We start from the raw sequence: 12,649 nt of genomic DNA, 5'->3' as shown, positions 1-12,649 counted from the left end.
TCTAAGACTTTTGAATGAATTTCCAATTTCTCGAACTTTATCGTTCTATTCGTTCGAATTCATTTACTTCGAAGTCAAAACAATTTATAATCAAACTGCACAGATTAAATCTTTTAGGAGAGTAATAATGAGCAAAAAATTAGAGAATAGTTTGCTATTTGTATGGTTAGTCTCTTTGGTAGCAACGCTAGGTTCTTTATATTTTTCCGAAGTTCGGGGTTATGAACCATGTGAACTTTGTTGGTATCAACGGATATTAATGTATCCAATTGTACTCATTTCCCTTGTGGCATATTTACAAAAAAATGCTCGGATTGCGGTAACAACAGCCGTATTTTCTTGCATTGGTGGAACGATTTCCCTATACCATTATGGAATTCAAAAATTGGACTTTTTATCGCAACATGCACCAGCTTGTGGACGAGTACCATGTACAGGCCAATATATTAACTGGTTTGGTTTCATTACGATTCCATTTTTAGCGTTAGTTGCATTTATCTTAATTGCAATTACTAGTTTTTATATGTTAAAGGTTTTGAAGGAGGACAAATAGTTGAAAAAGCTTGGAATTCTTGCAGCAATCGTTGTAATTTTATTTGCTGTGATTATTGTGTTAACAAATTTATCAAACAAAAGCAAGTTAGAAAACAATCCTTATGGCACAGACAATTTAAAACAATCTACAATTGATTTATTAGATGATGAAAATTATCAAAATATTATTTTGCCAGATGCTCTTAGAGAAAAAATTGCTTCAGGTGAACCAGTTGTAGCTTATTTATTTAGTCCTGAATGTCCACATTGTAAAGAAATGACGCCTCGACTCATGCCAATTGCGAAAGAAATGAATGTTCATATCGATCAATTAAACATCTTAGAATATGAAAAAGGCTGGGACGAGTATAACGTTGAATATACACCAACGCTAATTTATTTCGAGGATGGAAAAGAAGTTCAGCGAATGGTAGGAGCACATCCTGATGAAAACATTCGCAAATTCTTTGAAGAAGTGGTATTAAAATAAGTAAAATGGAAATCGTGTTCTTTATATGGACACGATTTTTCTTTGGAGGAAAACGTATGCATTTTCACTATGAAATTTCGCAAGATGGATTAACGGTAGAAACTTTGTTGCGGGAAAAATGGAAACTAGGAAAAAAACTCGTTCATGAACTACGAATGGCGAAAGCTGTGAAAAATACAGATGGTGAAGCAGTTAAATGGAATGAACCATTATCAAAAGGAACAATGCTATTTTTTATTTTTAGCGTCCCGAAATCCAACTATTCCCCAACGAAACAATGTGAAATCGAAATAAAATACGAAGATGATCATATTTTAATTGTTTCAAAACCTAAAGGAATGAGTACACATCCGAACGACAGGGACGATCACAATACTTGCATGAATCACGTAATGGCTTATATGAAAGATAAAGGGTTACAATACGCAGAGCACGTTCATCGGCTAGACCAAGGAACAAAAGGTCTGTTGATTGTTGCAAAACATCCCATTGCAAAATCAGTATTTGACCGAATGATTGAAGAAAAATCCATCGTTCGAACTTATGAAGCGGAAGTCCAAGGAATCATAAAAAAAGATCGTGGAACCATTAATGCACCAATCGGAAAAGATCGTCATCATCCTACACGACGAATCGTTTCAAAAACTGGTCAACATGCTGTCACTCACTTTAAGGTTGTGAAACGAAAAGAACATTCAACAGTTGTTCATTTACAATTAGAAACAGGCAGAACCCATCAAATACGCGTTCACATGGCTCATCTCGGCCATCCTATTGTAGGGGATGTAATGTACAATGCTCGTAAAACTTCGAAGCGCGATTATGAACTTCATGCCATTCAATTAGAATTTGAACATCCTTTTCTAGATAAACGTATCATTGTTAATGATCTTAATACTGCCACACAATAATATAAGTAAAAATAAATGAGGCTGCTTAGAAAATAAATTTTTCTAACAGCCTTCTCTTATTTTAATCATACTATTGAATTAAAGGATTATTAAGGGAAAATAATAGTCAAACGAATGACTATAATAGCCATTCTCAATAAGTTAATAGTCAAATTTATGAAGTTAATAGCTATTCGTTAAAAATCTGCTTCATAAATTTGCTATTATAGTCAAAATTGGGCAGATAATAGTCAAATGGTTGAATTATAGTCAAACTCATTAATTTATTAGCCAATCCATCAAAGGGTAAATTCATTTACACAAAATTCTTGACACTTCCTATTACATTTATCAAGCAATTCAGCTTTAGAACTAATAGACCTTACATCCAGCATATTTAATAAATGGTCTGGAGCATGTTCTAGCATTTCTTGTATGGTCATGTTCAAAAGCTCCTATCTACAAAAATATTAATATATGAATTTATGAATATCTCTATTTATTAAAATATTACTATATAAATATACTAGATAATTATTTGTTCTTTCATTCATTCCCTTTCGATCTATTTTAGTAATTTTTCAAAGATAGGCAACTTCTTCGTTTCTTCTGCTTGTTTCACCAATTCTACAACTAAGTTATTACTAATTTAAAAAATAGTACTTTGTTAATTAGTAATAATTTTTAATATTTTTTATAATATTAAAAAACAAATTTTTGGTATTTATGTAAAATGATTGAAAAAAATTAAAGAAACATCTATGATGAAAAATTATGTTGTTTTATTATTTACGATTATATTATTTTTAATCGTTCCATCATTTGCTAAAGCTTCAGAAATTGAAGATGAAAGTAACTCGCTAGAATTACTTACTGAGGAAGAAATTAATATATTACAAGAAGATGTAGGACTAACATTAGAAGAAATTAAGACTAGATCACCAGAATTCTTACGTTCCTTAATCGAAGAAGGAGCAAAGAAGAAATTTATTACAAGTGATATAATTACTGTAACAGATGGAATTCCTAATAATAAGTTTAATACAATTCAACCAATGTATACTGATCCACAAGGAGATTTAAAAGGTTCGAACCAAATGGAGGGAAGAAGCTTATGAAGTAAAATCAGATAAAAGTGGTTATAAAAAATTCAGAATTGTAGGAAGATGGTAGTGGATTTCTACTCCAGTAGTTACTTTAACAGATGCTTTTGCAATTGGTGTTGCAGATAGTGCGGGATTTAGTCTTCCTGTTTCCAACAATCAAGTTGTACAACATAGACATGAATATTGGACAGGCGCTGGTGGATGGCAATTAAGAGACTACGGAAATCATCCCGATGATTTTTCTACAAATGGTGGGGTAGGATGTTTTATAAATTTAAGACAAGGACAATTAAATCTACACAATGGTTATATGGAACAATATGTTTATACTAAAAAGTCATCTGGAGACGCTACTATTAAATTCGAATATGGACATCAAACACTAGCTTTGGGTTCAATTGGATTCGATAAAAATGGTGTATTTAGTGTTAGTGTTACAACAGGTGTTAAAAAAGGAAATATAGCAGCTAATCTTTCATGGTGATTGTAGTAGAAAAATCTCGCATATTAATGTTACATTGCGAGATTTTACTTTAATTTTGTACTTGTTATTTATTTTAATTCTAAAGGAGAAGTTTAAATATGTTTGCAATTATAGGATTTATTATTGGTTTTGCTAGCGGTGCATATTTTAAAACAGAAGTTTTTGCTGGACAGGGCTTGATTTTTGGATTTCTAATTGATATATATTTAAAACTAAAAAAGCTTGAAAAAAAGATTGATGAAAATCATAAAAATTACGAAAATAAAAGTCATATGAGGTGAACTACCGAGAGTATAAAATATTTTGTGTAAATAAAAAATCCAATAAAAAAGGAAGAGCTTTTCTTGATAGAATAAAGTTACCAACAAAATCCCAAGAAAAGAGGTCTTCCTATGAATCAGTTTACAACAGAATTAATTGAAGCACTAGTAAAAAAACAAGATATTACAGAAGTTTTTCGTGTTCATTTAGAAAAAGCGATGAACTTCCTATTAGAAACAGAATTAACAGCCTTTCTGGATTACGAAAAATATGATCGTGCTGGCTTTAACTCTGGAAATTCGCGCAATGGGTATTATTCACGCACCCTTCATACGGAATATGGCGATTTACAACTTCAAATTCCACGAGATCGAAAGGGAGAATTTAAACAACAAACGATTGCTCCATATAAACGCACTATTGATTCACTCGAGACAACGATTATCCATCTATTCCAAAAAGACATTACTACGTCTGAAATAGCAGATTTAATTGAAAAAATGTATGGTCATCACTATACACCTCAAACCATTTCCAATATGACTAAAGCCGTTTCCGAAGCCGTAGAAGAGTTCAATCAACGAGAATTAGATAAACGCTATGTGTGTATTTATTTAGATGCTACTTATCTTCCTTTGCGACGGGATACTGTAACGAAAGAAGCTATTTATATTGCTGACACTCCCAAGGATTATTGAAATGAAATAATAGGATATTATCCAAACTCAATTTAATATTAGTCAATCCAAAAAGAATAATAGTCAATCATATTAAAATAATAGCCATCCTAGATTCGCTTTTTATTTCCCTTAAAAATCAAAATGGAAATTATCAGGATTTTGTCCATATCGCTCATTTTTATTAATCATTTTTATTTCAAGCATATCTTCATTTGATAATTCAAAGTCGAAAATTTGCATATTTTCGGCAATGCGGCTTGGTGTTACTGATTTTGGAATTGTAATCGTATCATTTTGATAATGCCAACGTAAAACGATTTGTGCTGGAGTTTTTCCATACTTTTCAGCGAGTTTTACTAAAGTGTTATCATTTAATAGGCGACCTTTGCCAATTGGTGACCATGCAGTAACGGCAATCTCATGTTCGCGACAAAATGCTCTTAATTCATCTTGTTGCAAATACGGATGGCACTCAACTTGATTTACCATCGGCTTCACATTTGCTTTTGCGAAGATTTTTTCTAAATGATGTTGATGGTGATTTGATACACCTGGTACTCGGATTAATTTTTCCTCATACAGACGCTCAATGGCACGATAAGTATCGATAAACTTATCTTCAACAGGCCAATGAGTTAAATAAAGATCCACGTAATCTAGTCCCAATTTTTTCAATGAAGTTTCAAATGCTCGAAGCGTTTCGTCATAACCTTGATCATTGTTCCATACCTTAGTTGTTACAAAAATTTCCTCACGCGGAATACCGCTAGCTCGTATCGCTTCTCCCACTTCTCTTTCATTGTTATATAGTGAAGCTGTATCAATTGCTCGATAGCCTAACTTTAACGCTGTATCCATTGCATTTAAAGCTTCTTCATGATCTTCCATTTTATACACGCCTAATCCTAAGTAAGGCATCTCTAAACCATTGGCTAATGTTTTTGACGGTATTGCCATAAAATCACTCCCCTTAAATTCATTAACCTCATTATAAACTGAAAAATATAAATAAAAAAATTATCTAATCCATCAATATTATAGGAATTAAAATTAATAGAAACTTCCTAATAAATTCATAGCATTATTTTCTCTTTAAAGTTAAAATATTCTATAATACGCCACATTTTTTAGTAATAATGTAGTATTCTTCTAAATATATTTATTGAAAGGGAAAAAAACAAGGGGGATGATGTAAAGATGATGGACACACCTTTATTATTAACGAGTTTTTTAAAACGGGCTGAGCGCTACTTTCCTGAAAAGTTGATTATTTCGCGTACAAGCCCAGACACAATTCACCGCATTCCTTACAAAGACTATGTCAAACGCACAAGAAAACTTGCAAGCGCTCTCACAAAACTTGGGATGAAACGCGGAACAAAAGTTGGTTCTTTTGCTTGGAATCATCACCGACATTTAGAAGCATATTTTGCAGTTCCTTGTGCAGGTGCTGTTTTGCACATGATTAACATTCGCCTTTCGCCAGAACATATCATTTACGTAATTAATCATGCAGAAGATGAAATTTTGTTAGTCGATGGCAATCTATTCCCATTATTTGAAAAAGCAATTCCTTACTTAAAAACGGTTAAACATATTGTTGTCATGCAAGATGATAAAACCGTTCCTGAATCCTCTTTCCCAAATGTCTATTCTTATGAACAGCTTTTAGAAGAAGCAGATGAATTTGAATTTCCGAATGATTTAGATGAAAACTCACCAGCAGGAATTTGTTACACTAGTGCAACTACTGGAATGCCAAAAGGTGTCGTTTACACTCATCGCGGATTAGTACTTCATAGTATGGCACTTGGTTTAGCAGACGGAATGGGAATCACCGAAAGAGACATTATCATGCCGGTTGTTCCAATGTTCCACGTGAATGCATGGGGAATGCCATTTGCTGCAGTAAATTATGGGTCAACGCAAGTATTACCAGGTCCTCACTTTACACCTAGTTTACTACTTGATTTAATTGAACAAGAAAAAGTGACGTTAACAGCAGGGGTTCCAACTATTTGGCTTGGCGTACTTCAAGAACAGGAAAAAAATCCTCGCGATATTTCTTCCCTAAAAGCTATTGTATCTGGAGGTTCTGCTTCGCCAAAAGGATTAATTCAAGCATTTGAAGACAAATACAATGTTCCGTACGTTATTGGATACGGTATGACCGAGACAACACCACTTGTTTCTCTTTCCAACTATACATCCGCAATGGAAGATTGGACACGGGAAGAAAAATTAAATATCCGTGCAACACAAGGCCTTACTGTTCCACTTCTTGATACGGAAGTAGTAAATGAACAAGGAGAAGTTCCATGGGATGGAAAAACGATGGGCGAACTGCGGATTCGAGGTCCTTGGATTGCCCATGAATATTATAAAGATGAACGAACAAAAGAAGCATTCCGTGATGGGTGGTTGTATACTGGAGACATTGCAGTTGTCACACCAGAAGGTTATATCAAAATTACTGACCGTACAAAAGATTTAATCAAAAGCGGAGGCGAATGGATTTCATCTGTCGATTTGGAAAATGCCCTCATGACTCACGAAGCTGTATTAGAAGCAGCGGTCATCGCCATTCCGCATGAAAAATGGCAAGAGCGTCCACTTGCATGCGTCGTATTAAAAGAAGGAAAACAAGCTACAAAAGAAGAACTACTCGATTATTTAAAAGATCAATTTGCGAAATGGTGGATTCCGGATGACATTGTATTCTTAAAAGAGATTCCAAAAACATCCGTTGGTAAATTCTTAAAAGCCAAACTACGAGAAGAATTAAAGAATTATAAAGTGAATGCATAATAAACTAAGGGGCGAATCTTTGTGAATTTGCCCCTTCTATTTAATTTTTTCTTTTCAATCTTTCATCTTTATTTGGATGATCTACAACATCTGATTGAATTGGATCTGGAATTCGATGGTCATCTTCTAACTGCTCCCCATCCCGCAGTCGTTCCATTTGTTTCCCAAGCCAAATACAATCTTCTAGATTATTCGTCATATGCCCGCTAACTGGCATTTCATTTTTGTTTTCCACAAAAGTAACCTCCCAATTGTTTATATGAGTTATTGTGAACAAATCCTTCAAAAAAATGATATAGTAAAGTAAATTTATTTAAGCTATACTAAATTAGAGATAACATTTACTTAGGAGGTATACTTCCATGGGTACTGTTTTACTACTAGTAGTATGTGCTTCATTTCTCACAGCTATTTTAACTGCTGGACGTGAAGGAGATTACACTGAAGAATAATCTCTTATCATTCGAAATACGAAAAAAGGCAATCCTATTTTAGGGTTGCCTTTTTGTTTTATGTCTTGACTTTTCAAACTTAACAAAATAAACTTAGTTACATAAAGTAAGTGAGTTGACAAATATCACTTGAAGGAGACTTTGTATGGCGACACATTTTCATAAAAAACCAAACACATATGTTTCACATGTTCAAATAAAGGTATCGAATTTAGAGCGCTCTTTAGAATATTACAAAAATATTATTGGCTTTGACGTGTTGGAGCAAACCGAAAAAGCAGCTGCTTTTACAACAGATGGAAAAACAAGCATTCTTTCCATTGAGCAAGTAGACAATGCACTCCCTTTACAGAGAGGTCAAACTGGTCTTTATCATTTTGCGATATTGCTTCCTACACGTAAGGATTTAGGAAATTTCATTCAACATATTTCTCACCTAAATGTTCAAATTGGTGCAGGTGACCATCATGTGAGCGAAGCTATTTATTTATACGATCCGGACGGAAATGGCATTGAAGTATATGCGGACCGTCCAGAAGAGCAGTGGATTTGGAATGGAAATACCGTTTATATGACAACAGAACCCGTAAACTTCCGTTCCCTTTTAAATTTAGCGGATGGTCATTGGAATGGATTACCTAAAGGAACAGTGATGGGGCATATTCATTTATCTGTATCTGATCTTTTAAAATCAGAAGAATTTTATACAAAAGCGTTAGGTTTTGAAGTTGTTACAAGATATGGAAGCCAGGCGTTATTCATTTCCACTGGAAAATACCATCATCACATTGGATTAAACACTTGGGAGAGCTTAGGAGGTTCTCCTTCTAGTGAAAAAAGTGTTGGTTTAAAATCCTATACATTAGTGCTGGATAACGAGGAACAAGCAGAAAAAATTAAAGGTCATTTAAAAGAAATGGGGCATGTTGTAGAACGATTTGAAGGAGCTTCAAAATATGGAGGCCATCAAGAGTTTTCTACCATTGATCCTTCAGGAATCCGCATTGTTTTTACTTTGGATGGCGAATAAATATTAAATGGAGTCTTGAAAGTCGAAAACTTCCAGACACCTCCTTTCTAGTTGAAGCAAGTTTCCCCTATCCTCGTCGCAAACTGACCGTCTTTTGGACATCTGTATAAGATCATAAAAAAGCTCCCTATTAGTATAGATGATTTAATAGGGAGCATTTCATTTTTCAGGCCAGCCCAATTTATTTTAGCCCAGGGAAATTTTGTTGGCGTAATGCTTCGTAAATGATGATGGCTGCCGAGTTCGATAAATTCAAAGAACGCACTTTATCTGTTTGAGGAATTCTTAGCACTTTATCGCGACGTTCGTATGCAAAATCTTTCGGCAAACCAGACGTTTCTCTCCCGAACATGAAATAAATGTCTTTTTCCCTATCGCTAAAATCATGAGTTGTATAAGGCTCATCGCTATACGTTTCGATTAAATATAATTCCCCATCCTTTGCATATTCGAGAAAATCTTCTAAAGAGTCATGGTACACAATATTGACATGTTCCCAATAATCTAATCCTGCACGTTTCAACATTTTATCGTCAGTAGAAAACCCTAGAGGATGAATTAAATGCAAAGTTGTATTCGTAGCAGCACAAGTACGTGCAATGTTTCCTGTATTAGCTGGAATTTCGGGTTGATATAATACGATATGTAATGGCAAATCTAGACACTTCCTTCTTCTATACATCTTTGATTTGAAATAAGGGCTAGCCTCTTTCCACTAGTTCCAGCCCTTTTTTTATTTCACGCAGCACTTCTTCATCTTTTTCTTGATGATATGCTTCAAGCAATGCATCTTTTGCCTTCTCTCCACCAATTTTCCCGAGAGCCCATGCACTAGTACCCCGAATGACAGGACGTTCATCCTTTTTCAATAATTCAATTAACTCTGGCACGGCTGATTGTTCTTTAAAATGAGCCAGTGCAAGGATTGCATTTCGCTGAATGGGTTTTTTCCCTCGCCATGAACCCGCCATTGTACCGAATTTGTTTTTAAATTCTTTATTCGAAAGTTTCAACAGTGGAACGAGGAGCGGCTTTGCCAGTTCAGGATCTGGCAAAAATTCATCATGAATCCAATTCGTCTTCCCCTTATTTTTTGGACAAACCGTTTGACATGTATCACAGCCATATACTCGGTTTCCAATTTTTGTTCGAAATTCATCCGGTACAACATCTTTCGTCTGTGTTATAAAGGCAATACAGCGTTTTGCATTTAATTGACCAGGTTCTACTAATGCACCAGTCGGGCAAACATCTAGGCATAACCTGCAATCACCGCATTCATTTTCAATCGGAGAATCTGGTGGAAAGGGAATATTTGTAATCATTTCTCCTAAATAGACATATGAACCGAATTCAGGTGTAATAATAGAGCAGTTTTTCCCACTCCAACCTATCCCTGCTCGTTCTGCAACAGCACGGTCTACAAGCTCACCCGTATCGACCATCGACTTCACCGAGACATTGGGAACTCTTTCTCGTAGCCATTGTTCCATCAATTCTAGTCGTTGTTTTACTGCCACATGATAATCCAATCCCCAAGATGCTCTTGCAAAAATCCCTCTCCGTTCACCTTTTTTACCAGTTGGGGGATTTTTCATTTTAGATGGATAAGCTAAAGCAATCGCAATAATGCTTTCTCCTTCAGGCAATAGCTTCTTTGGCTCTGTTCTCTTATCGATATCCTCTTCTTCAAAGCCGGATTGATAATTCAATTCCTGTTGCCTTTTCAAACGATTTTTCATTTCTTGAAAGGGAGACGCTGTGGTAAATCCAATTTTATCTACCCCGATGGACTTCGCATATTCAATTAAATCCATTTTCAATTGTTCTACATTCATATTCTAATCGCGATGAAAAAGTCGCAATTGCACCTCCCCTCGTTCACATCATTCAAAGTCTAATGAGAATCAATCTACTTTCCTTTTCGTTTATGGTACAATAGATTTACAAATAATTGGCAGGTGAATATTGAGATGAACCTTTCTATCAATAAAGAACTATTTTCTCTAGTTCCGCAACTAAAAATCGGCATTATTCATTATACCAAAATTGTTGTATCACAATCGCCTCAAATGTTGAAAGGACGAATGCAATTATTTCAAGAAAATTTATTTTTTGAACTGCAAGAATCTCCTGTAACAGAACGTCCAGGTATTAAAGAATGGAGAACCGTTTGGAAGGCTTTAGGTGCTGATCCGAACCGTTACCGTCATTCTGCTGAAAGTTTAATGCGGAGAATTGCGAAACAAAACTATTTATCTCCTGTTCATTTAGCGGTGGATTTAAATAATTTCTTTTCGCTAGAACATGAAATTCCTATTGGTATTTACGATGTCGATCATATTGTAGGGGACGTTGAAATTAACTTAGGAAATGAAGAAACCGGCTATGATGGATTAAATGGCCGATATAACAAATTAACAAATATTTTATATAGCAAAGATGAAAAAGGGGCTTTTGGAAGTCCATTTGTCGATTCAGTCAGAACAAGCGTTACGGAAGAGACTACGGAAGCATTGCAAATTTTTTATTTACGTCCATCTTTAGAAGAAGACTATTGCAACAAACTCCTTTCATCTTGCGGTAAAATGTTTACACAAGTTGCAGGGGGAGAATTTACGACCGCATTATTATCCGCCGATAATCCGAGCGTAACGATTGAGGTGAAAAAATGAAAACTATTCCACTGGCAGAAGGAATCAAATTAAAAAGCATTTTAACGAAAAAAGTTCAAGAATTAGTGTATGAGTTTCAAAAAAATGCTCATGTCGTCGTTGAAAAAGGGGAAACACCAAAACAAACGGGCCGTTCTTTAAAAGAGATTGAAGCAGATCTGGCACAAGTGAGAAAAGATATCCGCACATTAGACAAACTGATTTATCGGGCGAATATTGAAAATACAATCGAATTTAAAGGGGAAGTTATGCCCATTGTTGAAGCTATCGAACTTGCTACTCAATTGCGGGCAGAGGTTTCCTTATACAAAACTTTAGGCAACTCTGAAAAGGAAAAAATCTACACTTCAACGGGTGAAGGAGTTGTTCTATACGAAGTTGCCATGTACGATCCACGCGAATATCGTGAGCGGGCAAACCAGCTCGAAAAAGAAGCGCACCGCTTATCTAATTTAATTAATGCCAAAAACTATGAAGTGCATATTGAATTTGATGATTCCAATTATTTCTAAAACAAAACCATTTCCTCGGGGAGGTGAGAGTCCTCCCCGAGGTATAACGGCTGTCAAACTTGATATAGTGCATAAATGGCAAACCAATAACCATTAACCTGTTACTATGTAACCTGTAACTAATGACCAACTAGCGCAAAGGCAATCGATCGTCAAAATACCTAAGTGTTTTTTCTTGTACAGCCGTTATAGCAATAGGCTGTTTAGAAAATGATATCTTTCTAAACAGCCTTACTTTTTTCTAACGGAGATTCTTATTTTTGATAATAGTCAAAGTTCAAGTTTTATTAGTCAAACTGCTTTGGATTATAGTCAAACTCGGGAAGATATTTGCCAATCAAAAAAATCCGACTCCCCAATCAAAGGATAATAGTCAAAGTCCATGATTTATTAGTCAAACTACTTTGGATTATAGTCAAACTCGAGAAGATATTTGCCAATCAAAAAATTCCGACTCCCCAATCAAGGGATAATAGTCAAAGTCCATGATTTATTAGTCAAACTCAGCTGGATTATAGTCAAACTCGGGAAGATATTTGCCAATCGAAAAATTCCGACTCCCCAATCAAGGGATAATAGTCAAAGTCCATAATTTATTAGTCAAACTCAGCTGGATTATAGTCAAACTCGGGAAGATATTTGCCAATCAAAAAAATCCGACTCCCCAATCAAAGGATAATAGTCAAAGTCCGTGCTTTATTAGTCAAACTACTTTGGATTATAGTCA

Annotated in this window: 14 protein-coding genes and 1 pseudogene; 11 read left to right on the top strand and 4 right to left on the bottom strand. The window is 35.0% G+C overall.

The window, feature by feature from the left end; all coding sequences use genetic code 11:
- Positions 1 to 127 precede the first annotated feature (127 nt).
- From NSQ18_RS10800 to NSQ18_RS10770, 7 genes and pseudogenes are all read left to right on the top strand, one after another.
- Positions 128 to 553, top strand: a complete 426-nt coding sequence (locus tag NSQ18_RS10800; RefSeq protein WP_016838171.1) for a disulfide oxidoreductase — start codon at positions 128 to 130, stop codon at positions 551 to 553.
- Entirely contained in the window at positions 554 to 1,024 is a 471-nt protein-coding gene (locus tag NSQ18_RS10795) for a thioredoxin family protein (protein WP_016838172.1), read from the top strand. It begins immediately after the preceding gene.
- A 56-nt stretch (positions 1,025 to 1,080) separates the two neighbouring features.
- On the top strand, positions 1,081 to 1,935 hold the full coding sequence (locus tag NSQ18_RS10790) for an RluA family pseudouridine synthase (protein ID WP_339288035.1): 855 nt from the start codon (positions 1,081 to 1,083) through the stop codon (positions 1,933 to 1,935).
- Between the two features lie 716 nt (positions 1,936 to 2,651).
- Positions 2,652 to 3,032, top strand: a complete 381-nt coding sequence (locus tag NSQ18_RS10785; RefSeq protein ID WP_339288033.1) for a hypothetical protein — start codon at positions 2,652 to 2,654, stop codon at positions 3,030 to 3,032.
- Positions 3,033 to 3,330: 298 nt separating this feature from the next.
- Positions 3,331 to 3,504 carry a hypothetical protein gene (locus NSQ18_RS10780; protein ID WP_339288030.1) on the top strand — a complete coding sequence of 58 codons (174 nt, stop codon included), beginning with the start codon at positions 3,331 to 3,333 and terminating at the stop codon, positions 3,502 to 3,504.
- A 98-nt stretch (positions 3,505 to 3,602) separates the two neighbouring features.
- Positions 3,603 to 3,785, top strand: coding sequence for a hypothetical protein (locus NSQ18_RS10775; protein ID WP_096551983.1), 183 nt, complete (start codon positions 3,603 to 3,605; stop codon positions 3,783 to 3,785).
- A gap of 111 nt (positions 3,786 to 3,896) precedes the next feature.
- A pseudogene (locus tag NSQ18_RS10770) lies at positions 3,897 to 4,442 on the top strand (transposase); the annotation flags it as partial.
- 132 nt (positions 4,443 to 4,574) lie between these two features.
- Here NSQ18_RS10770 and NSQ18_RS10765 read toward each other — a convergent pair.
- Positions 4,575 to 5,402, bottom strand: coding sequence for an aldo/keto reductase (locus NSQ18_RS10765; RefSeq protein ID WP_339288029.1), 828 nt, complete (start codon positions 5,400 to 5,402; stop codon positions 4,575 to 4,577).
- Between the two features lie 240 nt (positions 5,403 to 5,642).
- Here NSQ18_RS10765 and NSQ18_RS10760 point away from each other — a divergent pair, with 240 nt between their 5' ends.
- A complete protein-coding gene (locus NSQ18_RS10760) occupies positions 5,643 to 7,253 on the top strand; it encodes a long-chain fatty acid--CoA ligase (protein WP_339288027.1) in 1,611 nt (536 codons plus the stop codon).
- A gap of 40 nt (positions 7,254 to 7,293) precedes the next feature.
- Here NSQ18_RS10760 and NSQ18_RS10755 read toward each other — a convergent pair whose 3' ends face one another.
- Positions 7,294 to 7,488, bottom strand: a complete 195-nt coding sequence (locus NSQ18_RS10755) for a hypothetical protein (RefSeq protein WP_016838176.1) — start codon at positions 7,486 to 7,488, stop codon at positions 7,294 to 7,296.
- Positions 7,489 to 7,850: 362 nt separating this feature from the next.
- Here NSQ18_RS10755 and NSQ18_RS10750 point away from each other — a divergent pair, with 362 nt between their 5' ends.
- Positions 7,851 to 8,735: a VOC family protein gene (locus tag NSQ18_RS10750; RefSeq protein WP_168412582.1), complete on the top strand. Its 885-nt coding sequence runs from the start codon at positions 7,851 to 7,853 to the stop codon at positions 8,733 to 8,735.
- A 181-nt stretch (positions 8,736 to 8,916) separates the two neighbouring features.
- Here NSQ18_RS10750 and trmL read toward each other — a convergent pair whose 3' ends face one another.
- The gene (gene trmL, locus NSQ18_RS10745) at positions 8,917 to 9,390 is read right to left on the bottom strand and encodes a tRNA (uridine(34)/cytosine(34)/5-carboxymethylaminomethyluridine(34)-2'-O)-methyltransferase TrmL (protein WP_096551991.1); all 474 of its coding nucleotides are present in this window, start codon (positions 9,388 to 9,390) and stop codon (positions 8,917 to 8,919) included.
- A gap of 46 nt (positions 9,391 to 9,436) precedes the next feature.
- The gene (gene queG / locus NSQ18_RS10740) at positions 9,437 to 10,573 is read right to left on the bottom strand and encodes a tRNA epoxyqueuosine(34) reductase QueG (RefSeq protein ID WP_339288023.1); all 1,137 of its coding nucleotides are present in this window, start codon (positions 10,571 to 10,573) and stop codon (positions 9,437 to 9,439) included.
- A gap of 135 nt (positions 10,574 to 10,708) precedes the next feature.
- Between queG and NSQ18_RS10735 the strand changes: the two genes are divergently transcribed.
- Both NSQ18_RS10735 and NSQ18_RS10730 read left to right on the top strand, forming a co-directional pair.
- Complete coding sequence (locus NSQ18_RS10735) at positions 10,709 to 11,410, top strand: phenylalanine--tRNA ligase beta subunit-related protein (RefSeq protein WP_339288022.1); 702 nt, start codon at positions 10,709 to 10,711, stop codon at positions 11,408 to 11,410.
- Complete coding sequence (locus NSQ18_RS10730; RefSeq protein ID WP_168412581.1) at positions 11,407 to 11,922, top strand: hypothetical protein; 516 nt, start codon at positions 11,407 to 11,409, stop codon at positions 11,920 to 11,922. Before NSQ18_RS10735 ends, NSQ18_RS10730 begins: the two co-directional genes overlap by 4 nt.
- Positions 11,923 to 12,649 lie beyond the last annotated feature (727 nt).

The organism is Ureibacillus sp. FSL K6-0786, assembly GCF_037965165.1.
Classification (GTDB): Bacteria; Bacillota; Bacilli; order Bacillales_A; family Planococcaceae; genus Ureibacillus; species Ureibacillus thermosphaericus.
The sequence above is the reverse complement of the archived record's forward strand: the minus strand, read 5'-3'. Positions and strand labels throughout refer to the sequence as shown.

What these genes read in the sequence shown, in the direction of transcription:
- NSQ18_RS10750 (WP_168412582.1), top strand. Translation starts at nt 7,851, where the DNA reads ATGGCGACACATTTTCATAAAAAACCAAACACATATGTTTCACATGTT.
- NSQ18_RS10780 (WP_339288030.1), top strand. Translation starts at nt 3,331, where the DNA reads ATGGAACAATATGTTTATACTAAAAAGTCATCTGGAGACGCTACTATT.
- NSQ18_RS10735 (WP_339288022.1), top strand. Translation starts at nt 10,709, where the DNA reads ATGAACCTTTCTATCAATAAAGAACTATTTTCTCTAGTTCCGCAACTA.
- NSQ18_RS10765 (WP_339288029.1), bottom strand. Translation starts at nt 5,402, where the DNA reads ATGGCAATACCGTCAAAAACATTAGCCAATGGTTTAGAGATGCCTTAC.
- NSQ18_RS10790 (WP_339288035.1), top strand. Translation starts at nt 1,081, where the DNA reads ATGCATTTTCACTATGAAATTTCGCAAGATGGATTAACGGTAGAAACT.
- NSQ18_RS10730 (WP_168412581.1), top strand. Translation starts at nt 11,407, where the DNA reads ATGAAAACTATTCCACTGGCAGAAGGAATCAAATTAAAAAGCATTTTA.
- NSQ18_RS10800 (WP_016838171.1), top strand. Translation starts at nt 128, where the DNA reads ATGAGCAAAAAATTAGAGAATAGTTTGCTATTTGTATGGTTAGTCTCT.
- NSQ18_RS10760 (WP_339288027.1), top strand. Translation starts at nt 5,643, where the DNA reads ATGATGGACACACCTTTATTATTAACGAGTTTTTTAAAACGGGCTGAG.
- queG (WP_339288023.1), bottom strand. Translation starts at nt 10,573, where the DNA reads ATGAATGTAGAACAATTGAAAATGGATTTAATTGAATATGCGAAGTCC.
- NSQ18_RS10775 (WP_096551983.1), top strand. Translation starts at nt 3,603, where the DNA reads ATGTTTGCAATTATAGGATTTATTATTGGTTTTGCTAGCGGTGCATAT.